Origin of the sequence: uncultured Victivallis sp., assembly GCA_944389935.1 — a bacterium.
GTDB lineage: Bacteria > Verrucomicrobiota > Lentisphaeria > Victivallales > Victivallaceae > Victivallis.
Genome location: CALXOE010000055.1, coordinates 1 through 22,909, shown reverse-complemented (window position 1 = coordinate 22,909; position 22,909 = coordinate 1). Strand labels below are relative to the sequence as shown.

Genomic DNA, 22,909 nt, shown 5'->3' with positions numbered 1-22,909 from the left:
TGCGCCGAAACGGTTTTGACGCACGAAAAAACAAGTGATTAACACGAGAGAGCCAATACTTTTGAAATTGGCTCTTCAATGAGTTTTATGCTGATTTTCTCCGGACAGCAGTGCTTTTCCATGTCGTATCTTCGGCAAAAAGTTATAACTGTTTCAATAAAATTTAATATTTTTTGGCTTTGGGTATTGCTTTTTCTCGTCAGATGTTATATAATTAATTCCAGGGGCGCAGAAGTACAGGAGATGGTATGAAAAAGATTATGGTCAAAGAATTTGATGATTTTATACCCCCACGAAATGTGGGATTTCATATCGAGTTAGCAAGTTATCTACGTGAAAAGCTAGAATCGAATCGGTTTTCGACCGGAGATTGCTTTCCATCGTTGCGAGAAATGGCAGCATATTGGAATACGAATCCCTATTCCGTGAAACTTGCGATTAACGAACTGGTTCTTCAAGGGTATCTAACCCGTTCGCAGGGGCATGGGACATTTGTTGCCCCCAAACGTGGTGACTTTACCCGGATTGGTATTTATATCGATCATTCCATGCGGCAGAATGGCAACATTATGTACACTTACATGTTTGCTTCGCTGGTTGAACAGAAATTGACTGCCAAAGGTGCTTCCTGCATTGTGTTCAATGATTATCGGGACTTTTCCGAGCAGAAGAGTCCGCCGCAGGACTTGGCCGATGCAGTTGCCGCCGGAAGAATTCAAGCTGTTGCGGTTATCAGTTGGCGTGAGTTTTTCGGTAACTTTCCGATTCGGTACTTTTATCCCACTATCGATTATCATTTGGAACATGTTGCCGGGTTGGTGAAACAATTTGAAGCCAGGCGGGTTGCTTTGATAGCACCGGAAGACATTTATGAACATTTTCCAGAGCGCTTTCGGCGCATCGGAATCAAATTGATGCCGAAATATATACGGCAATTCCCCCTCTGCGGTGGCTTTACGCAAAATTGCGGTGCGGCGGTTTATGACTTCACAAGGGAATTATTGACTCGCTCGACGCGGCCGGATTTATTGATCGTGATGCCGGATTCCGCTGTGCAAGGTGCGATTCAAGCAGTGTTGGAACTCGGAATCCGTGTTCCGGAAGATTTGCGGCTGCTTCTGCATCGTAACTTAGGCCTGGAATACTTCTGTTCTCTTCCTGCGGATTACTGGGATATCGACTTGAATCAAGTCGCAGATGATTTTGTCCATGACATCATGGGAAAATAACCGGAAAGGAATGATAAGGAATGATTTTGATGAAGAAAAGGTTCTTACTGACTGCTTTTTTCTGTTGTTGCAGTATGATAGCCGTCAGTGCGCAATCCGCTCGTTGTTTTGATCCGGAGGGTTTCCCGGAGGCGCGTGCTGCAGAGCTGCATCGGAAGTTGCCGGTAGAGCTTGCCGCACAGAGAGAATGGATCGCCGGGTTTCAAACCCGGTTCGGTGAGGCGTTCACTCCGATTCAGCGGAAACGGATTTCCCGGCGTCTGGAAATGGCCGAGCGGCTTGCCGCTTATATCGAATCCGCTTTCAAATCAGCAGACAAGGATGATATTTTCTTTGCGGAACGTGCTATTTTACATCTTAAGAATCTCTGCACTTATCTATCGGATGAAGAGAAACTCGCCCGGCTGTTCAGTGAACAGAAGGAGATAGTTCTTTCAATCCGTGATTTCGGTGCCCGAGGCGATGGTATCACTGATGATTCCGATGCTTTTCAGACAGCACTTGCAAAGATCGCCGGAATGAATGGCGTTCCGGTGAAACTATTCCTGCCCAAAGGGCGTTATCTTCTCAATAAGGTTCACCGGGTTGATAATGAGGAGAGCCATCTTGCTTTCCACAATCAGAAAAATATTACTGTTGAAGGTGAAACGCCCGATACCACTTTGATTTTTGGTGTGAATGAGAAAAATGGGGTTCGCGTTTTTAAATCGGAAAATATTCAACTGCGAAATCTGGTTCTGTTGAACCGCACCGTTCCTTTCATGGAAATGGAAGTGGAATCGGTAGACCCGGAAGCACAGACGATAACCGGAAGGCATATCGTTCCCTCCCTGCCGGCAGATGCGCCGCAGGTTGCCGGGTACGGCGGCCCCAAGTTGTGCTTCAGGAGAGACGGCTCACTGGTTACGGGAGATCTTTGGCCCGTACCTGACAGTCTGGTGACGTTGCCTTCAGGAAAAATCCGAATGACAGTTCGGCGCGGCCCGTTTCATAAAGTGCGACCGGGCATGCGTATTGCCTGTCCGGGACGTCGAGGCGGTTCGGTGGTGGTATTTTCCTGCAGCCGTTTCTGTATGTTGGACCGGATTACGATTCACAATTCCTGGGATCTGGCGCTGGTCAACCATGCTTCACACGCCAGCACCTATTCAAAAGTACGAATTGTTCCGTTGCCGGGCTTGAGCTTTACCACCAACGGCGATGGTATCCATGCCGCTAATTCCGGTTTGTACAGCGGAATCGGACCAACTGTAATCGACTGCGAATTCCGTGCAATGGGCGACGACCCGATCAACACTTATAACCGGGGCTGGTATGTCGCCGCCGTACAGGATCATCAACTGCTTACACACGGCGGAGAAGCCCTTGCCGGCGATATCACTTATGTCTATGATTCCGCCACGGGAGAAATCCGGGCCGGCCTCACCGCGACGGAAACGACAGTACGGCGGAACTGGCGTAAATACAACGTAAGTGCAACCATGGTCAAAGAACAGATTCCAAGTCGAATCAAGTCTTTTGATTCTCTGAACAGCGAACCGCCGGCGGAAGATGAGTTAAGAGAAATTTACTTCGGAAAGTCCAGGCGGGAAATGCCGGATGTCGCATTCAATCCGTTTCGGGCCGGCGCCTGGGAAGTCATTGCCGACTGCGTGTTTGCCGACAATCGTAATTGCGGTCCGGTAATTCAGTGTGATAACGCACTGGTGGAAAATGTAACAATTGCCAATATCGAGTCCTTTGCCTCAAAAATCGGTGCTTTTACGACCTGGCGTGAAGGGCCGCCGCCGATCAACGTTTTGGTGCGAAACTGCAAAATCCGCAATTCCGGCGGTCTCCGGACTGAGTTTTATGTTCTGAATCCAGATAACGAAATCGCCACAGGCCGTCACGTTCGTCATGTCACTTTCGAGAACAATGAATTGGTCAATTGCCATCAGCCTGCATTTACGATTGCGAGTTCCTCCGGAATTGAGTTTATCAACAACCGGATTGTAAATCCGCAAAAAGAAGCATTTAAAATTACCAATGCCGAAAAGCTGACTTTTCATGGAAATACCGTGAACGGGAAACCGTATACACCGCAGATCGCCGGAAAAACGGTCTGGCCGGTCCGGGCCAGTTTGCAGGAAAAACTGAGCAAGGAAGGAGCTTGGCGGCATGTCGGCGCGGGCCTTCAGAACTCCGGCGGCGACTTTGAGGCGCTTTATGCAGCTCAGTACTCTGCTTTGAAAAAAGTGAAAATTCAAACTGCTTTCCGCTTTCTGAAGCCGGAGGGCAAGGCGGGGCTGCGGCTGGTGGAACATGTGGGCGTACCGGATAACGGCTATTATTTTCTACTGGATGGGGCAACAGGTTTGTTTACCGTTTCCGTCCGGAGGCGGGAGGGGACGGGATGGCTGCCGGAACAGATCATCTTTCAGCGACAGCTGGAAACTGCAACACTGAACAGTCTGGAGGTCATCTCCGAATTCACCTGGGCTGTCGTCAAGGTGAACGGACAAGAGCTCTGGAGAGGGGGCGCACCGCTGCCGACGCTGTTTCGTTCCGGCTTCGTGGCGTTCGATGCTCCCGTATCGGTGGAAAAACTGGAGATTGCCGGCGGTGGACATCAAGGCGGGATTCTGGCTTTTGGAGATTCAATTACGCATCACTGCAGATGGCAGGATACAGCAGGGAAATTGGCCGGGCTTGAGATCGGCAACGGCGGAATGGCATGTGACGACACGATTAACGCCAGAAAACGTCTTGAAAGCGATGTAATTGCGCTTCAGCCTGACTTGGTGTTGCTTTTACTGGGGACCAACAATTCTTCTGCGACTCAGGCAATGACTGACCTGAAATATATCATCAGACGTCTCCGTTCGGCACGAATCAACGTAATCGTTTGCACGATTCTGCCGCGTCCGCAGCCGGAACGAGCCGTGAAGTTGAATCGACTGCTGCGGCAATATTGCAGGCAGGAGCAGATTTTACTGCATGACTGGTATGAGGTTATGAATGACGGTAACGGCAATATGAAAAAAGAATATGGAGGTGGTGTCCACCCTAACACTCGTGGTATCGAAGTTATGGCCCGGAGTTTTATTGAGGACCCGGTTGTAAAGAAATTCATTCTCCAATCAACGGAAAGGAAAGAAAAATGAAACTTCATTCCAAATTTAATGTTGCGGCGGCAGACGGCTCGGGAAAAAATTTCACTCTTATTGAATTATTAGTTGTGATAGCGATCATCGCAATTCTAGCGGCCATGTTGCTCCCGGCGCTGAACAGGGCGCGGGAAAGTGCAAAGAAGAGCTCCTGCTCCGGCAAGTTGAATCAGTTGATGAAAGCGCAGATTCTGTATTCCGGCGATTATGACGGCATTTATTATGTCTGGGGTGGCAGATGGCTCACCGACGTATTCAATCTGGATGTGAAAATGGTTTATTGTCCGAAAACAACTCCGCAATCCACCAATAACGACTCGAATAATTTCAATGCCTCTTTGGGTATCAATCATCCGGACCAGGCTTACCTGCCGAATAGTTCCACCTGCAACTGGTACGCAATGAAGAAAGAAACGTATGGTGATTTTTTTCTTAGAAATTCTCCCTCTTTTTTCGGCATGGTAACCGGACGTATGAAAGCCCCGACAAAAATACCGGTTTTTGCTGATACGCAGAAAAAAGGGGATGAATCTCGAGGTATCTATTGTTTTGAACCGCGTGTTGATATCGGCGGCGGCCTCGGCCTTGTCCATAATGAAACGGCAAATCTTGCTTATGCGGACGGTCATGTCGATTCCATGAATCTGCGGGAATTGACGGCTGACGATGTTTCTGTCGCTTTTATCGGCGGTACAAAAGTCGCAATTCCGTGAAGTCTGGAGTTCTCATGCAAAATTGTAATATCAGGCTCGGTTTCTGGATTGCTGCTCCAGGAAAGAAACGTGGATACGAGGTGGATACCCGGGAAAACTCACCTGTTTTTCGTCGTGAGTTCGAAGTCAGCAATTCGTTTCAAAATGGCCGTATTCTGATCTGTGGTCTCGGTTTTTACGAATTATATCTCAACGGACACAAGGTTGGAGATCGTGTGCTTGATCCGGTTCCCAGCAACTATCTGACTCGAATTAACTATGCGGTTTATGATGTGACCGCTTATCTGAAGCCGGGGCGGAATACCGTCGGCGTAATTCTCGGCAACGGTTGGTACAACCCTAACACAAAAGATGAATGGTGCTTTTGGGCGGCTCCATGGCGGGATTGTCCTAAAATGACCTTGAAGCTGGAGCTGGACGGGCGTGAAGTTCTGTGTTCTGATGAGAGTTGGCGTGTCGGCGAGAGTCCGATCACTTTCAATGCTCTGCGTAATGGTGAGTTCTATGATGCCCGGCTGGAAATGCCCGGCTGGTGTACCAACGGTTTCGACGATACGAAATGGCCGCCGGCAATGCGGATCGCCCCTCCCGGAGGAGACTTGGAGCAGGAACTGCAGCCTCCATGCAAAGTACTGGCGACATTCATCGCCCGGCCGACTGAAAAATTCAATGTTTATGATGCCGGGCGCAATCTTGCCGGTTGGGCTCGTATTTTTGTTGAGGGGGAAGCAGGAACAGAAATTACTCTCCGCTATGCTGAACGGCTGACTCCGGCGGGAGAGCTTTCCGTGGAATATCAGGATATGTATATCCACTCCGGGGAATTCCAGACCGATCGTTATATCTTGAAAGGCAGCGGAACTGAAATTTGGGAACCGCGTTTCACCTATCACGGTTTCCGGTATATTGAGGCGAAAATCCGAGGCAGGGCAAAGATCCACAAAATCGAAGCCCGTGAGGTCGGTACGGCATTCAAGACGGCAGGAGAGATTGTCACATCTGATTCAACGCTCAACCGCCTTCAAAGCATGACACTCAATTCCTACCGTTCCAACTATGTAGGAATTCCGACTGACTGTCCTCACCGTGAAAAAAGCGGGTGGACTTGCGATGTGATGCTGGCTGCCGAAACGGGACTATTCAACTTCGAAGCCGCTTCCGGTTATCGCGGCTGGTTACGGATTCTTGGCGATCTCCAACGCCGGAGCGGCCAGCTTCCTGCACTCGCGCCGACTGGGGGCTTCGGGTTCAACTGGGGAAGCGGTCCGGCTTGGGACAGTGTACTCTTTTCCCTGCCGTATGATCTTTATCTTCATACCGGGGATGATGGCGCGATTCGGGAACATTATGACGGAATGAAACGCTATCTTGATTTTTGCGAATCCATGGCAACCGATCATATACTTTTCTTCGGTCTTGGCGACTGGTGCCCGCCTGACTGGGAGAAAATCTGCCCGGCGCAAATCACTTCGACCGGTTATTATTACAGAGATGCAAAATATCTGGCGAAGTTCGCCCAACTGCTCGGCAACAAGGCTGACGAGATTCGTTATACGGTTCTCGCGGATTCGATTGCCCAGGCATTTCATCGCAGATTTCATCTCGGAGGCGGTCGCTATGGAACCGGCAACGGCATCGGCGAATTCACTGCAACAGGCTGCGCACTTTATCATGGACTGGTTCCGGAAAAAGAGAAATTTGGTGCACTCGAATTTCTGATTGAATACGCTGAAAAGACGGAGTACGCGTGTGATTTCGGCATTCTCGGCGCAAAGTACATTCCGCGCGTCCTGGCGGAAAACGGCCGCGCTGATCTTGCGCTCCGTTTTTTCACACGACGCCAATTCCCCGGCTGGGCGCACTGGATTGATCTGGGGATGACCACTCTCGGAGAAATGTGGAATGGAACTTCATCACGTAACCACATCATGTACGGCGATATCAGTGCTTGGATGTTTCGTTATCTTGGTGGTTTTCGGCACAGTTGGGAGCAGCCCGGCAAACGGTATCTGGAAATACAACCGATGCCGGTCATTTCCGCCTGCCGTTCTGAATATTGCCGCTACCTCTCCGATTGGAGGATAAATGGCGATGAATTCGAGATCGACATCACGGTTCCTCAAGGTGGTGCGGGATTGCTGGTGATGCCGGATGGTTCCCGTCATATACTCTCCTCCGGTTCAGCCCGATTTCGGTGTATCGTCGATTTGACGTTTTCTCCGGTTCTCCGGTCGCATTCGGCACTTCTCACATAACGTTCATAAAAAAAGCGAAATATCAAAAAGCCAACGGGGGTTACTTTTCATTCAAAAAATGGACTTCGACAACTGAAAACGTAAACAAGGGAGGTCGTCCTGTCAGAAGTTGCCGTCATTTGTCGCCGCATGAGGAAGCGCAGATAAAAGTGATTTGATAGATCATTGTCCGGATCAGCTGAAACTTCCGTTTGCGCTCTGGACTCGTCAGGCAGTAAAATTGCACATCCAATCATTGTTTGGAATCGACATGCCGATGTATGGTTGGCGAATATTTGAGACGCTGGGGGCACCTCTCAAAATCGGTAAAACGAGCGTATCAGCGAAACAACGTTGTTGTTCGGAACATAAATTTCTGACATCAAGAAACAGGCCAAAACGGAAGACGCAAATATTTTCTGGGGTGATGAAACTGGAATTCGAAACGATGAATTGAAAGGCAGAAGTATTCCCCAAATGGGAAAACTCCTGTTCAGAAAGTGAATCCAGTGCCAGAAAAAATCAACATGATAAGCGCAATCTCGAACCAAGGCAAGGTATCCTTAATATGCATTCTTGTCCTCGATAAAAAAAGGATAATTTGCCTCGTATTGGTTGAACGATTCAACGGAGAGGAGTGAAGCTATTTCATCGCGCGTTTCCGGTTCGAAGTTCCCGGCTCGCGGAATCAGACAGTTGGCATTGGCCGCCGCAAGTGCGAGTCGGAACGCTTCTTTCACCGGGGTTCCGCAGAGCAGTTCCGAGAACAGAACCACGGAACAGGTGTCGCCAGCTCCGAGCGGGGAGAGAATCGACAGCGGCGGCTGTTTGCAGCGATACGTCTCGTTTTCGACGGCGAGCCATGCGGCTTCCGGTCCGCCGGTGATGACGAAAACCGCTTCCGGCCAGCGTCTGCGCGCGACCGTCAGCGCCGTTTCCGCAACCTCTTCTCCGGTCAGCTTCTGAAGTTCTCGACGATTGATTTTCAAAACGAACCTTTCCGCTAGATCGAGCGCCGGAGCGATTCCGGAAACCGCATCGAAGAGGATGGGAACTCCCTGTTCCTTCGCAAGTTGCGTGATGCGGAAATAGAGTTCCGGATCCGTCCCGTCCGGCAGGCTTCCGACGATGGCGGCGCCCGCGGCGGCGGGAAGATGTTCCGCGAAAAGAGCGGCCATCGCCGAGGCTTCTTCCGGGGTCACGGGGGAGGAGGGTTCGATCAGTTCGGTCATTTCTCCTGTCGCCTGATCCAGACAGGTCAGGCAGCAACGGGTTTCCGCTGTGGTGAGAATCCGGTGAAAAAGGATTCCCTCGGTTCGGAGTTCCGCCTCATGACGCTCTCCGTTCCCGCCACCACTGAATTGGAAGAGCCGGGTCCGGCAGCGTCCGTGGCAGGCCGCTGCCCGGCAGAAGTTGACGCCTTTCCCGGCGGCATAGGCGTCCCGCGCGGTCGCACGATTGACTTCGCCCGGCATTAGCCGGGGGAATGTGAGGGTCTTCTGCCAGGCCGGATTCGCGCCCAATACGAGGATTTCAGGGGAGGGGCGATTCATGCTTTCCCCCACTTCCGGATCAATGCTTTTTCGGTCGCGAGCGTGTAGCAGCCGTTTTCATCGAGGGTGGCGGCGAGTTCCGGATCCAGTTTACCGAGATCGGAAATCGCGGTTAAGGGAAGGTCGGGACAGTGTGGCAGAATCGCGGTTTTTCCGGGGAAACTTCCTGCCGCTACAGCTTCCAAACCTTTTTTCAGTGCGTTCATGCCGCCGATGGCGGCGAGGGCGCGCTCCGGGTGGAGTATCCCCGTCGCGGCGAGACGCAGGGTTTCGGCCATATCGTCGAAACTGCTGCCGCTGGAACCGGTGTAGCGGACTGCCCGGCGGGTGATCGCCCCGAGATCGAGAGCTGCGCTCTCCCCCGCAGGGATTCCGGCAAAAACATTGACCAGCGCTCCATCGCGGAGGAACCGAGCCGCTTCCTCCACAAGTGCCGCGCTCGGAACGAGAATGACCGCATCGTCGAATCCTTCCGGCGCAAAGCGGCGGAGCTCCTCAGAAAACCGTTCCCGGTCGACGGCGCCGGGATTCAGGAATTTCAATTCGATTCCTTTTGCCGCGGCCCGCTGGGAGAGTTGCCGTTTCAGGTGTTCCAGCCGCTGCGTATCGAGGTCCGTGACGAGGATTCGGGAAGGGCTGTCCGGGGCGGAAATGGCCAGTTCCACGTGCATCTGTCCCATCGCTCCCGCGCCGCCGACGAACCAGGCGTTGCCGCCGGGACGCAGTCCGGTTCGCCGTTCCCTGCGGTAAAGAGCGGAGATATCCCCGCCGGTCGCCCCCTGATAATAACGGTTCTGATAGTGCAGGGCGCCGACGTCGATCCGACAGGGCACGTCAGGTGTTTTCCCCAGAAAACTGACGATGCCATGCTGCCCGGCGAGCTCCGCGAGCGCCTCGGCCTGTCCGCGATCGGTCACATTCCAGCAGACGATATCGTCGAACCGTTCCCCGGCGGGAAGGTCGGTCAACCGCACAACCGGCCGACCGAGTTCCTCTTCCAGATTTCGGACGGCTGTCTCCGAAAGTTGAAATGCGGCGATTTCGCCGGGAGCGAAGGTGCGGAAAAGTTCCCCCGCCCGGAGACTCCCGCTTTCTCCCTTTCCCGATCCGATGAGCGTACGGCCGCCCGGCATTGGGGTGTCCCGATGCCGGATGCCATACGAGCCGCGCACACAGCTCCAGGGTTCGATGAGGGCGGTGGCCACACAGGAGAGCCTCTCCGGAAAATCGAGCAGATAACTGCGTCCTTCGCCTCTCCAGCCCCGCGCATCAATGAGACCGTACTGCGCGTATGCTCCATCCATCGCATAACCGTAGGCGCAGCTGCGGGAGTTGACGTAGATGTCGCACTGAATCAGAAATCGTTGCCCGGGGGCGTAATGCAGCGGAACGGCATCGCCGGTTTTGACGATGGTCATCACCGCTTCATGGCCCGGCGTGAGCGGGCTGGCGGCCAGGTCTCTTCCATAGAGCTTCGGATGATCGCCGCCCGCCCGGATGATCTTGATGTCGGAAAAGCAGAGCCCGACCGCGTCGATGCGGACAAGCATCTCCTCCGGTCCCGGCTCCGGGAGAAGCAGTTCCTCGCAGATCAGTTGCTCCATCCCTTTCCCATGGAGTCGCCAGGCTGCGAATGTCCGCGGCAGCGGAGCCGGACGCAGTTCAAGATCCTGCAGCAGCGGCATCAGCACATCGGCGGCGTTGGTGGTCACGGTGTCGACTTCCAGATTCCGGATGGCTTCGAGTTCTTCCCGGGAGTCCACAGGACAGACGTCCACTTCGATTCCGCGCGCATGAAAGAAGTCGATCTTTTCCCGGGTGATTCCGTCGCGCCAGAGGCAGAGCCGGAAAAGCCACTCGTAGGCATCCGGTTCGGACCTCGCGAACGTTTCGAGCGGGAATCCCTGCACCCGCAGCCGGGGTTCGCGCTCATGCAGCAGTTTCAGCAGATTCGCGTAAAACGAAAGGACGACGACCCGGTGAAGCAGTTCGCGTTTCGTAATCTCCTCAAGCACGGCCAATGCACAGGCCGGATCGTCCTCCTTGAGTTCAATCAGCAGTTCGACGGTGCCGCTCATTCCACAGGCAAGATCGATCACTTCTTCCAGGGATGGAATCTGCGTGCCTGCAAATTTGCTCTCTTTCCACGAGCCGAAATCCAGAATCCGCAGTTCCTCGAACGTCCGGTCGCGAACCGGACCGGTGCCGTTGCTGCATCGTTCGAGTGTGTCATCATGCGTCACGACCAGCCGCCCGTCGCGGGTCGGGTGCACATCGAACTCGATGGCATCCACTCCCGCTTCGATGGCGGCACGGAACGAAGGCAACGTGTTTTCCGGATAACGGGAAGGCATCCCGCGGTGACCTACCACTTTGAAGAATCTCGGCATCGTTTTCCCTTTCGGTTGAAGGATGGATTGTTTCGACCTTTTGCCATTTAGTGTAATCGTATTGGCGCGGAAAACAATCGGAATTGGCCGGAATCCGTCAGAAAACTTTCAAACATTCAAAAAAAATGAATGTTCGATCATTCTTCCACTTGCAAAATGTCTTTTTTTGAGTACAGTATTTCCATGAAACGAGAACGGATTCAACAATTGATCCGGCTGCTGCGTCGGGGGGAGATTCTGACCAGCGCCGGAGCCGCCGATCGATTCGGGGTCAGTGAAGTGACGGTCCGCCGGGATTTTGAATTTCTGACTGCGAACGGCGAAGCGTGCCGGTTTCATGGAGGAATCCGGGCCGCTGACTTCTGTGGAGACCCGGCTCTCCCGATCGGTCTCCGTCGGGAGTGGCGGCGAGAAGTCAAGCGCAGGCTTGCCGGGGCGGCTGCGGCGGAGCTGCCGTTGCAGGGATGCATATTTGTCGACGGAGGAACCACTACCGCACAACTCGGTCATTTTCTCGCCCGTCCGGACTTGCGGGTCATCACGAATTCCCTGGCTCTGCTGCGGAGTTGTGCGGAGGCTGGGGAGCCAATGCCGCTGCTGCAGCTCACCGGTGGCGTTTACAACCGGAAGTCGGAGATTCTGGTCGGCCCGGAGGCGGTTCGTACGGTGGAGCATTTTCATGCTGATGCCGCAGTTATTTCCGGGACCGCGCTCGACGGGGATTTTCTTTATGACAACCGCGAAGAGGCGGCGGAACTCCAGCGGAAAATGATGGAAAACTCCGAGCAACTGATTGTGATCGCCGATTCGGGAAAACTGGGCGGCAAGGCATTGTGCCGGAGCCTGGAGGCAGACCGAATTTCGCTTCTCATTACCGACTTCGATCCGGAAAAACACCCCGTGGTCGCGGTGTTGAGAAAACGCGGGGTTCGAGTGCTCGTTCTCTCTATGCCGGAAAAACAGCATTCAATTTTTGAGGGTTCATAATGAAGCTTCAACTTTTGTTATTGCTCCAATTTCTCCATATTAAAATTCGATGGTGTTTATTAAGGTCTATAACTTAAAAAACTAGTTGAATTGTCTGAAATATGCTCCAGGGTCAAAGTTGGTCTCTGAATAGTAGTAAGGATTTTTTCTTATTCCGCGACCCAAACCGAATGCGGCGTACCGACTCGGCGAGCAGTTCCAGCGTGATAGCGAGATACTCTCGCAAAGTCTTCAGAACACCGATCGAATCGAGAAAACGATGGAACGAGGCGAACTCTTTCCACAGCATTTTCTCCGGAAACAGCAATGCAAGCTACATCGCTCGCTGCACGATAAGTTTTCGGAATAGTAGCGCCAACAGGTCGACCGCAGCATTGCGATCGCGATTTCGTGCTAAAGCCGCCCAAACTAGGAGAACTGGTAAGGTACGGCAATCTGGTCGATTTGAGCCCGGTCACCATGCCATCCAGCATTGCGATGAAATTCATGTTGCGGTATGTTTGGGGATCACGACCTGTTGTGATCGCAGGGGAAAGCTTGTCTGAGACAAGGGGATCTACTCCAGCGGCCATTCATTCGCATCTTCCCGGCCGCGCTGGCATTCAGAAATCCTTCGGGAGAGCGAGCATATTCGAACGGCCGCGTGATGCCGGAAAACATGGTATGCGTAAACTTCGGTACGAGCCAGGAAAATTCCGAAACGATGAACTGTTCGGCAATGAGTTTTCGATTTTCTGCATCGGATCGACTATGCTGCTGTACGGAGTTGTTGCCGACCCTCTGGAAGTCGTTGAAACACAGAATACCGGTCGGAATACGCTTCGGACGAACGTCACAGTAACAGTTTATTCCGAAAAGTTTCGGCTGTATCTGCCGCCCTGTACCGCAAGACAGGCTGACTTCGCTACATCTGCAGAGTACCACGACCACGCAGCCTCTCCTCTTTTCGGATGGACCGCACATTGCTTCAGCCGTGGCGACGACCGATTTCGGCTCGATCCACGAGAAACGAATAAATTCGCGCCGAACTTGTCACATCTTTTTGCAGCCCGCCCCTGCCGTAGAGTTCGGCGAGACGGCTTTCGGTAAACGCGGAGACTCAGCCGATGGTTATGTCGGTAAAATTTCACCGCGAGCGCTTCCGGGGGAGAAACTATGACGATCCGTTCTCCTGGAACATGTGTGCATTCATTTTTTCAGAGACCAACTGAACCGGTGGCGACACGATGAAACCAGTTGAGCGTGTTGAAAGTTTTCTCCCCCGGAGAGAGGCGGCAGTCGAGTTCTTCGATCGAAGCGACTGTCCCGTCAAGATATTCACGGATCCGCAATGCGGTTTCTTCGAGGCGGGCCGCCTGCGTCGCATTGCGTGCCTGAATCACTTCCAGCCCGAATGGCTTCGCGCACTTCAGCCACTGGCGGCGGAACGATGCATCAAACTCCCACACCGCTGCAATCACTGCCGGAATGAGTGAAACGGCGATCTGCCGGAGCGCGATCCGGTCATTCCGGTCGTAGGCTGCCTCAAGAGCTCCGCGCAGTTCAAGTTTCAGCAGCAGAAGCTGAAGCGCATTAATGATGTGCTCGAAGTCTCCGGCAAAGCAATCCTCCTGATAGGGAAGAAGTTTGCGCAGCATTTCGTCGTAGCGGTCACTGAGCTTGAGGTCAAATTCCGGATTGCGCCGTTTACAGTCATCAAAGAGGATTCCGAGCAGCGGATCATCCCAGATCATCAGCGCCGGATTCATGGCATACTCATCTTTGGCTTCGATGCCGGAAGCAACCAGATGCGCTTCGTAACTACTCTGGCAGATCGCGGCGAATCGACGCGAGGTCTCCTTGTGAGGATCGTCCACCGGAATGCCGAACGCAAGATCAGCGCAAAAGATGATTCCTGTCAGAGAAGAGTCGTAGTTGCAATATGCTCCATTGTCTCCCCACATCGTAAAGAAAAGTTCCGAGACTTTCTGTTTCCGGCATGCCTGAATGCATGGCACGGCGGTTTTCATGGTTTTCTCATGGTCATACCAGAGGCGTGTCCACGTCCAAATACCTGACCCCATGACCGGTTCGAAACCGATGTCACGATGTCGCTGGATCATTTTCTCGTACGTTGCGGTATCTTCGTGATAGTAATCCCAGTAGATGAGCTGCACGTTCTGGGGGATCTTTTTCTGAACCGCTTCCGGAACCGTATGCTCGAGATCGTAGTAGTTCTGGTCCGGATTCGAGAAACTGAAATACATGTCCGACCAGATAAGCGGGGAAAATCCCGTTTCCCTGCAGATTTCGTTAACTTTCCCAAGATGACGGTTGAAAAGATCGAACCCGCTCTCGTACCCGTTTTGGTCGAGGAAACGCCCACGCCCGAGGTCGTGGGTCTCATCCATGCCAATGTGGATGCGGCGGCTTGTGAGCGCCTCGCTCCAGAAGCGGATCATTTTTTCGATCAGCTTGTAAGTCTCCGGCTCGTCGACTTTGAGGACACTGCCGGTATCCCTCACCTTGTCATAGGCTCCGTTCCATTTAAGGATCTGTTCGAGGTGGCCGAGCGTCTGGATGCAACCGACCAGTTCGATTCCAAGGCGGGAGGCGTAGAGATCGAGCTCCCGGAGTTCGTCGAGCGTATAGGCGCCACGCATGTAGCCGAAGAATGGTTCGTCCGGCAACTCATAGACATCCTCCGTGTAGAGCATGACCATGTTATATCCCGAAAGCGCGAGACGGCGGAACCACATTTTCAGGTGGTCGATCCGCATAACCATGTTACGGGAGACATCGAGCATGATTCCGAGCGTTTTGAATGGACTCTTTTCATCGCACTCGATTTTCCCGAGAGCCGAACCGATTCCACGCGCTGCCGCCGCGATCGAGTTGTATTCCACGAGCACCGTGCCGGGCGAGCGTTTGACGCGGGAAATCGTTCCTTCTCCCTCCACTCGTTTCGCTTTGAGTTTCAGACCCCGGCCGTAAGAGGCAACCGGATATTCCTCCTCCAGCGTCGCCAGAAGTTCATGCAGTTCCTCCGGCACATCTATTGTGTTCCACACCAGCTTCGAAATCAGAGACATAGCAAATATTCCCTCACGTTATTGAGCATTGTCAGCACACCACCTCCCAGCTCCGAGTTGTCGTGCCGAAACCTACATTTTCACAAAATATCACACCAATAGCCGGATGCAAATGGAAAAAACGTAATTCTAATGGAAAAACGACGAAGCAGTCATTCTGCATGAACCGGTCGTACCGCCTGAAATCACTTGTATGCAGGAAACTCAGTTATTTTTCGAGAAGAAACTGCGCTGATTGGCTTGCCGATGATTCCCTCCGGATGCTCATCGAGCACGGCGCACTTAGCCTTAAGATTCGGGGGATCGCAGTGGAGGATCAACTTTTCCGCGAACTCGTCTGCTTCGATGCAACGCAGCGACACCTTCATGTGCTCCTTGATTGGATCGATTATTCACGAAATGTTGTTGTATTCACCCCTCCTTGCGGTGTTCGAGGTGATCACGTCTTCTGGATGCCACCATCGTGGATCAAAGCGGCGATGAACTTTACCTTGTGAATGTACCTGAAGTAGGCAATCCTCGACAGATAACCCGCTTCGATCAAAGGTCCGAAGCCATAACATGAGGTCGATCATGCCGCAGCAGAACACGTTCTGCTCACCGAAGAGATTCTCATAGATCTCCTGTGGGGCAGCGTCCTCAGCCTTTGCAATTACAAGGACGATCTCTTTTGCCTTGCCATTCGGATTCTGCTTGATGGCGATGAGACCAGGCACATCGAATTTTCCGATGAAGCACCTGTGCTCTTACGTTACAAAGCTTTTCGGGGTGATCATGATGACATCGGCATTCTTTGGGGACTTGATTGCACCGAAGATGCAGGGAAGAACGTGGAAGAACGAAAAACCTCATCTCCGGACACGATCGGGACGATCTTCTTTTCGTACACGAGCCCGGTCATCTCCGCCAGCAGTAGAGTGTGGATGATTCCACTGGTGGCCTCGGTGGCCGAAAGAAACTCTCCGCGTTAGCGATACTCTTGAATTTTCCGGAATTAATGCCAATCACGACAGAAAGGCCCGAACCGTACATGCAAAGCGCCAGCACGAGATCCTGCATGCCGTAACCGATTGCCGTAATAGTTTACGCCGAGATCAGCGTTCTCGTCATGGTAAATTACATACGGTTTGGAGACAGGGATAAATCTCCACATTCTAAAGATGCTTTACGTTACGGGAACAAGCACAAAGGAGGTACCCCTCAAGAACACTTCGAGTTGCAGGAACAAGCCGCAACCAGCATACTGAATTCTAACAAAAAAAATCAATTTTCGCCTTGACTTTAGAAATCTTTTTTGGTATAATATTAATGTTCAAACGTTTTAATGCTTTTGAATGACACATTGAGGCAAGACATATGGGACGCAATGGCAGGGCGACGCTGGCGGATATTGCACGGCTGGCGAAGGTGGACAGTTCAACGGTTTCTCTGGTTCTAAACCGCAAGCCGTTGGCAGAACGCCTTTTCGCTGAAACCCGGGAACGGATTTTCGCGGCCGCGCGTGAACTGAATTACCAACCGTCGTTTGCGGCACGGACGTTAAAAACCGGAAAGAGCGGTGCATTCGGGATGGTGGTCGGCGACCTGCGCGATCCCTATTATTCGATGCTGGCTTATCACATGATTGCGGCGGCACAAGCGCGCGGCTATCAGGTGCTGACCTGCGCGACCGGCTGGAATCCGCAGAAAGAGGTTGAACTGCTGCGGATGCTCTACGACCGCAATGTGGACGGCATCTTTTATGTGCCCGATTCACTGAAGCGCGATCCGGTTCTTTATGAAACATTGTGTTCCCAGCATTTCCCGCTGATAAACTACTGTTCGGACGAGTCTGATTTTGCAACGGTAGCAATCGATTATAGCGAAGGTTTTCGACTGGCGGTTGCGGATCTCGCACGGCGACACCGCCGTATCGGCTATATTACCTCCGTCAGTACTCGCTATCGCAGTTTGCAGGAATCCGCGAAGACCGCCTGCCGGTTGGCCGGAGTCGAATTGTTCGAACGCCGGTTTGAAGGGATCGGTCTGCCGGAATGTGTGGAGGTGATCGCCGATTACGTCCGTACGTCGGATATTTTTGCCTTTATCGTAAACGGTTCGGTCACTGCGGTTCGGCTGATCAATCAGTTGGAACAATTCGGCATCCGGGTACCGCAGGATATCGAAATCGTCGGTATCGGCGACCTTGAAGTACTTTCGCTCTTCCGTCCGGCTCTCTCGTGCATCAATTACGATACCGCCGCGATGATGGAGCAGGCAGTCGAACTTCTGATCCGTTACCGGGAGAGTGGCCCTGGCCAGGTTGCGCTCGTTCCCTCCGGATATATCGCCCGAAATAGTACGTTGTCAACCTAGGAGAAACTGATATGAAGTATCGAAAAGCACCTGTATCCCAACCAGTGCGAAGTGATTCGCGGTTGCGTAATCAATTTACATTGATCGAATTGTTAGTTGTAATTGCGATTATCGCGATTCTTGCCTCCATGCTGTTGCCCGCGTTGAACAGTGCAAGGGAAAGAGCGCGGGCAATCAAATGCGTCAATAACCTCAAGCAGGTCGGCCAGGTAATTACATTTTACCGAGATAATAACAACGATATCTTCGGAAGCTATTTGCACAGTGCTTCAGGTGGCGCAACCACTTGGGCGGCAGGTTTGGCTGCGCAGGGATATGCTCCGGCAAAGGCTGGAGTCGGAAGTTCTTTTCTGAATTGCCCGACACTGGCGCTTCCCTCTGCAAACTGGGAATGGACGTTCCCCTATGGTGTGATCACCTATGCTGGTGGCACCGCCCGAACTCTTCCTGAGCCGATCGCCCTGCGCAATGTTGCCCCGCTCAACGGCGGCGCCTCTCCGATCAATTTTAAGAAGATCAGGAATGCAAGTGATTTTATTGTTGCCGGCGATACCATTCGATATTACTCAGGTGTGGATTGCGGTTACAATTGGCTTCAACAAATCGGGCTGTGCCACAAAAACCGAGGCAACCTGCTGTTCGCAGATGGCCACGTTGCGGCCAACTCCAAAGAAGAATACAAAGACAAAATATATAAGACTTTTGAACTGTATGACGATCTCGGGAGTTATCAGGGAGCTTACTACGTACTTCCCGGTTCGAACGGGCTGGCACTGGAAATTCCATGATAGGAAGATATTAAAATGAAAAAACTGATGTTACAACTGTTGTTGTTATGCATAACCTGTTCATATTGCAATGCCTCCATGGTCGACTTGTTACGGGTTCGGCTTGACAAATTGCCTAAACAGGATTTCGCTCGCATTGAAGCCACCGACTTCGGAGACGCGCTTGTGGTGACCGTCCCGGAAAATCAGAAACAAGGCTCGCATTGGATCGTTATGAAACAACTGGACCTGAAGCCTTTCCGCGGCAAGAAACTTCTGTTCACCGTATTTGCGAAAGGAGAAAATATTGCCAAGGCTCCGGAATACTATCTCGGTTTGAAATACATGTTCATCGTCAAGACGGAAACAGGGAAAGGCTATCCTCAGGCGCCGGGACTTGCTGGCTCATTCGATTGGCGGAAACTTAGTTTCGAGGTTCAGGTCCCGCAGGATGCGATATCGGGAGAGCTGGTTGCCGGTTTGCAGGAAACCTCCGGCAAGGTATGGTTCCGCAATTTCATGATCAGTCAGGGTGGTTTCCTGAAACCGCCAGTGGAACTTCCGCCCGATTTCCGTTGCGAATATACCTCGGAATTTCTTGCTCGTCCCATAACCCGCGGTGTGATGAGTCCCCATCCGTTGGAGGTTACGGAAAAGGATATCGATGACCTCGGTTCATGGGGAGCGACCAACATCCGTTGGCAGTTGAAAGGAAGCAACGAACAGGCAGTCGATCTCGAAGTTTACAACAACCTGATCGACCGTCAGCTGGACCGGCTGGAAGAGCTGCTGCCTGCCTTTGAACGGAACGGCATTCATATCATCATTGACATGCACCTGCTGCCAGGTGGACGCATTGATTACGCCGGACCGCTTGGCACCGCAGGAGAGGAGGCGGTCGCCGCCTACGGCAATGCTGCCGCCAACCGGGCACTCGGCGTGGAGAAATACTACCGGGCCTATCTGGACACCTGGCGGAAAATTGCCCGCCGTTTCAAGTCGTACCCGATCGTAATGGGTTACGACCTCTTCAACGAGCCGGTGCAGAGTTGTGAAATGCCGCACGACTATCTTTCGATTCAGTATGACGCTGCCCGGGCGATTCGCGAGATCGATTCCGAACGCATGATCGTAATCAGCTCGAACAACTGGGGCGGTCCCGATGGTTTTGCCAGCCTCACTCCGCTTCCGCTCAAAAATCTCGTCTACCAGACTCATTTTTATAATCCGGGAACCTACACCCATCAGGGAGTATTCAAAAATGCTCGAATGGGAACCCGTTATCCCGGAGTCATCGACGGAGTGTATGTGGATAAAAACATGCTGAAAAAATATCTGAAGCCGGTTGTGGAATTCCAGAAGAAATACGGCGCACGTATTTACTGCGGTGAGTTTTCCGTTGCCCGCTACGCCCCCGGCGGTGCGCAATATCTGAAAGATGTGATTTCCATCTTCGAGGAATACGGCTGGGAGTGGAGTTACCATGCGTTCCGCGAATCCCATTTCTGGAGCGTCGAACACGCCGGTCCCGATGGAGCTCACCCGGTCCCCGCCCAGGATACCGACCGCAAGCGTGTCCTGCTGGAGGCTTTCAAAAAGAACAGGAAATTCAAATGACTCCGATTCATACCCGTATCTCCATCGGCGTGGCAAAGCCGCTGCGTTTTCTCCACGTGACCGATTCGCACCTCATCTCCGCCGATGAGCGCGACAGCGAACGCAAGCGCGAACTCGCCCGGCAGCGGCGCGAAGCCTATGACAAACATGGTTTCGACTGCTGCCGGCGCGGCCTCGACGCGGCGTTCGACTACGCCCGCCGCCAGAATGAACTGGTATTGCACACTGGAGACCTGATCGATTTCGTTTCATACCGCAACCTCGAACTCGCCCGCGAAAAGCTTTCCTCGGTCGACTGCTTCTTCGCGGCGGGAAACCATGAATTCAGCAAGTATGTCGGGGAGGCGCAAGAGGACGAAGCGTACAAGCTCGACAGCCTGCCGCTGGTCGCCCCCGCGTTTCCGAACGACCTGCGCTTCGCGGCCCGTCTGGCCGGCGGCGTGAACCTCGTCGCCGTCGACAATACCTATGGACAAGTTCGGCATCAGGAGCTGGAACGGTTCCGGGCGGAAATCGCGAAAGGGTATCCGATTCTGCTGCTGCTTCACGTGCCGCTCTACACCCGGGAATTGTACCGGGAGCAGATCGAAGTGCGCAAGGCGGAATCCGCTTCGCTGATGGGCTGCCCGGCGGAACATCCGGCCCGGAACGACGCTCAATGCCCCGATGCGGATACATTGGCATTCATCGACTTCCTGAAGCGGCAGACGCTGGTGAAGGCGGTGTTGGCGGGGCATCTGCACTATGACTGGGAAGGACCGTTGTATGGAGATGTCACCCAATACGTAACCGCTGGCAGCTTTCTCGGTCGCGCGCGTGAAATCGAGATTGCGTAATTCCGCTGCGGTACGACGCCTGGCAGGAAGCAAAAGAGAAGCACCTCGGCCGTTGGTGGCACTAATGCGCGCAGTATCCAGCTGCCGAAGTCTGACCGTAAATCAGGTCGCATAATGTACAAGACTTTCCACTAAAATAACTGTATGCGCCCAGATTCCCCCGATTGGGGGGGGCTGGACACACACCATCGTAACAATCTACACACACAAAGTAATCCTGCAGATAAATCTGTAAATGGAGATTCAGTATGCTCGGTATTTTTTCCATGAAAGATGAAATCCGGTTTCCGAAGAATTTCGTCTGGGGGTCGGCAACCGCCGGTCACCAGATCGAAGGCGACAACATCCACAGCTCCAACTGGCATCGGGAACAGGAAGAGCACTATCCGGAACCTTCCGGCCAAGCGTGCAATTTCTGGAACCTCTGGAAAGAGGATTTCGCCCTTCTCAGTGAACTGGAACACCGGATGTTCCGTATGTCGATCGAATGGTCGCGGATCGAGCCGGAGGAGGGGCGGCACGACGAGGAGGCGCTGAAGCGGTACCTCGCAATGTTCGAGGAGCTGAAACGACGCGGTTGCCGACTCTTCCTCACGCTGCATCACTTCTCCCATCCCCAGTGGTTTCAGGAAAAAGGGGAGTTCCGCAAGCGGGAAAACGTCGTTTTTTTCCTTCGCCATCTGGAGTATCTGGTGCCGAAGATCGCCCAGTATGTCGATCTGTGGAACATCTTCAACGAATTCAACAACGGGGATTCGCTTGAGCTGTACGACCGGAAGGCCAACTGTCTCTTCGCACACGCTCGGGCGGCGGCACTGATCCGAAACTGGTCGAAGGCACCGATCAGTACAGCTCACGCGATGTGCCCCTATCAGCCCCACGATCCGGAAGATGAGTTCGACGTGGCGCGGACCCGGATCCGTAACTGGGTCATCAACGACTTCTTCTACCACGCGATCCGGACCGGAGAGATTCTCTTTCCCTACCGCAACGGCGAAGTGATTGACGGGTTGAAACACTCCTGCGACTTCTGGGCAATCAACTACTACACCCGCCACTTCGTCACCGCACGGACCGCCGACGGCAATGCTCCTCGATACGAATGCCACCGGATCCGCCCGATCAATCGGGATTTCTATCTCGAAGAGTTCTATCCGCAGGGGCTCGTTGACGGGCTGTGCAGACTGCGCGATTTGCCGATCTGGATTACCGAAAACGGCTTCTGCTGCGACGACGACCGGTTGCGCATTCTTTATCTGGCACGCCATCTGCAGGCGGTTTCGGAAGCGATCGAACGCTCCTGCGATGTGCGCGGCTACCTCTACTGGTCACTGCTTGACAACTACGAATGGACCAGCTTCGTTCCTCGGTTCGGCATGGTCGGGGTCGATTTCAAAACTTTCCGCCGCGTCCCGAAACCGACCGCATATTTCTATCGTGAGATCATTCGGAACAACGCGATGAGCCGTGAACTTCTGCTCCGTTATCTGCCGGAGTTCCGGGACTGGTTCATCTACCCCGCTGGTCCGAGAGTCCGGCCATGAAGAAAAATATTTTCCCCTACCATTCGTTCCACAAGGAATTGCCGACGCACAGGTAATTCGCAGAATTCGTCACTTCTGCCTTTTCCCGACCAACATTGTCAACACGCTCTGTAATACGATTCGGAGTATCCGCCGGTCTGGAGCGATGATCGCTATTATGAGTTAGAGGTATGCGCTCGGCAATCTGATGGTGTTCTTGCTTTCTGCCGGAGGCAGAATTCCTGCTGATGGCGACTCTAAATTCACCCCTGTGGCTAGGTACGGGAACTGCAATGTTCAGTTCGGCTGCACGACAACAGTTTCTGCGAACTTTCAGCGAAGTTTGACTCAATATGGCCATGCGCTGTCTTGAGACACTGTTGAAACATGCGCAGGAGAAATACACGCATCAGGCGAGCATGCCGGAGGAGGGGCGGTCGAGCGAGAGGTCGATGTCGTAGTTCGTACCGCTTTTTCTCGCGTCG

The 22,909-nt window shown here is 53.0% G+C and carries 15 protein-coding genes; 10 read left to right on the top strand and 5 right to left on the bottom strand.

Features of this window, described 5'->3' with window-relative positions; all coding sequences use genetic code 11:
* Window positions 1–248: 248 nt before the first annotated feature.
* From Q0J85_RS13620 to Q0J85_RS13605, 4 genes are read left to right on the top strand one after another with little or no spacing between them, the layout of a single operon-like run.
* Window positions 249–1,229 carry a GntR family transcriptional regulator gene (locus Q0J85_RS13620; RefSeq protein WP_294482633.1) on the top strand — a complete coding sequence of 327 codons (981 nt, stop codon included), beginning with the start codon at window positions 249–251 and terminating at the stop codon, window positions 1,227–1,229.
* Window positions 1,230–1,249: 20 nt separating this feature from the next.
* Window positions 1,250–4,375, top strand: a complete 3,126-nt coding sequence (locus Q0J85_RS13615) for a GDSL-type esterase/lipase family protein (protein WP_294482623.1) — start codon at window positions 1,250–1,252, stop codon at window positions 4,373–4,375.
* The gene (locus Q0J85_RS13610; RefSeq protein ID WP_294482621.1) at window positions 4,372–5,091 is read left to right on the top strand and encodes a prepilin-type N-terminal cleavage/methylation domain-containing protein; all 720 of its coding nucleotides are present in this window, start codon (window positions 4,372–4,374) and stop codon (window positions 5,089–5,091) included. Before Q0J85_RS13615 ends, Q0J85_RS13610 begins: the two co-directional genes overlap by 4 nt.
* A 14-nt stretch (window positions 5,092–5,105) precedes the next feature.
* The gene (locus Q0J85_RS13605) at window positions 5,106–7,346 is read left to right on the top strand and encodes an alpha-L-rhamnosidase (RefSeq protein WP_294482619.1); all 2,241 of its coding nucleotides are present in this window, start codon (window positions 5,106–5,108) and stop codon (window positions 7,344–7,346) included.
* 542 nt (window positions 7,347–7,888) lie between these two features.
* Here Q0J85_RS13605 and Q0J85_RS13600 read toward each other — a convergent pair.
* A complete protein-coding gene (locus tag Q0J85_RS13600) occupies window positions 7,889–8,878 on the bottom strand; it encodes a 1-phosphofructokinase family hexose kinase (RefSeq protein WP_294482618.1) in 990 nt (329 codons plus the stop codon).
* Window positions 8,875–11,232, bottom strand: a complete 2,358-nt coding sequence (locus Q0J85_RS13595) for a glycerophosphodiester phosphodiesterase family protein (RefSeq protein WP_294482634.1) — start codon at window positions 11,230–11,232, stop codon at window positions 8,875–8,877. Before Q0J85_RS13595 ends, Q0J85_RS13600 begins: the two co-directional genes overlap by 4 nt.
* Before the next feature lie 219 nt (window positions 11,233–11,451).
* Between Q0J85_RS13595 and Q0J85_RS13590 the strand changes: the two genes are divergently transcribed.
* Window positions 11,452–12,255, top strand: a complete 804-nt coding sequence (locus Q0J85_RS13590) for a DeoR/GlpR family DNA-binding transcription regulator (RefSeq protein WP_294482617.1) — start codon at window positions 11,452–11,454, stop codon at window positions 12,253–12,255.
* A gap of 1,196 nt (window positions 12,256–13,451) precedes the next feature.
* On the opposite strand, the gene Q0J85_RS13585 is transcribed toward Q0J85_RS13590, so the two are convergent.
* The 3 genes from Q0J85_RS13585 to Q0J85_RS15505 all read right to left on the bottom strand — a co-directional run bounded on the left by Q0J85_RS13585 (window position 13,452) and on the right by Q0J85_RS15505 (window position 16,397).
* Window positions 13,452–15,326 (bottom strand): beta-N-acetylhexosaminidase, encoded by a 1,875-nt coding sequence (locus Q0J85_RS13585; protein WP_294482616.1) that lies wholly within the window; start codon window positions 15,324–15,326, stop codon window positions 13,452–13,454.
* 392 nt (window positions 15,327–15,718) lie between these two features.
* Entirely contained in the window at window positions 15,719–16,042 is a 324-nt protein-coding gene (locus Q0J85_RS13580) for a hypothetical protein (protein WP_294482615.1), read from the bottom strand.
* Window positions 16,043–16,223: 181 nt separating this feature from the next.
* The gene (locus tag Q0J85_RS15505; RefSeq protein ID WP_367274664.1) at window positions 16,224–16,397 is read right to left on the bottom strand and encodes a hypothetical protein; all 174 of its coding nucleotides are present in this window, start codon (window positions 16,395–16,397) and stop codon (window positions 16,224–16,226) included.
* Between the two features lie 285 nt (window positions 16,398–16,682).
* On the opposite strand from Q0J85_RS15505, the gene Q0J85_RS13575 reads away from it, so the two are divergent.
* From Q0J85_RS13575 to Q0J85_RS13555, 5 genes are all read left to right on the top strand, one after another.
* Window positions 16,683–17,681, top strand: a complete 999-nt coding sequence (locus Q0J85_RS13575; protein WP_294482614.1) for a LacI family DNA-binding transcriptional regulator — start codon at window positions 16,683–16,685, stop codon at window positions 17,679–17,681.
* A gap of 11 nt (window positions 17,682–17,692) precedes the next feature.
* On the top strand, window positions 17,693–18,469 hold the full coding sequence (locus Q0J85_RS13570; RefSeq protein WP_294482613.1) for a prepilin-type N-terminal cleavage/methylation domain-containing protein: 777 nt from the start codon (window positions 17,693–17,695) through the stop codon (window positions 18,467–18,469).
* Between the two features lie 213 nt (window positions 18,470–18,682).
* The gene (locus Q0J85_RS13565; protein ID WP_294482612.1) at window positions 18,683–20,065 is read left to right on the top strand and encodes a cellulase family glycosylhydrolase; all 1,383 of its coding nucleotides are present in this window, start codon (window positions 18,683–18,685) and stop codon (window positions 20,063–20,065) included.
* Window positions 20,062–20,901, top strand: coding sequence for a metallophosphoesterase (locus Q0J85_RS13560; protein WP_294482610.1), 840 nt, complete (start codon window positions 20,062–20,064; stop codon window positions 20,899–20,901). The genes Q0J85_RS13565 and Q0J85_RS13560 overlap by 4 nt, the downstream gene beginning before the upstream one ends.
* Before the next feature lie 266 nt (window positions 20,902–21,167).
* Entirely contained in the window at window positions 21,168–22,445 is a 1,278-nt protein-coding gene (locus Q0J85_RS13555) for a glycoside hydrolase family 1 protein (protein ID WP_294482608.1), read from the top strand.
* Window positions 22,446–22,909: the final 464 nt, after the last annotated feature.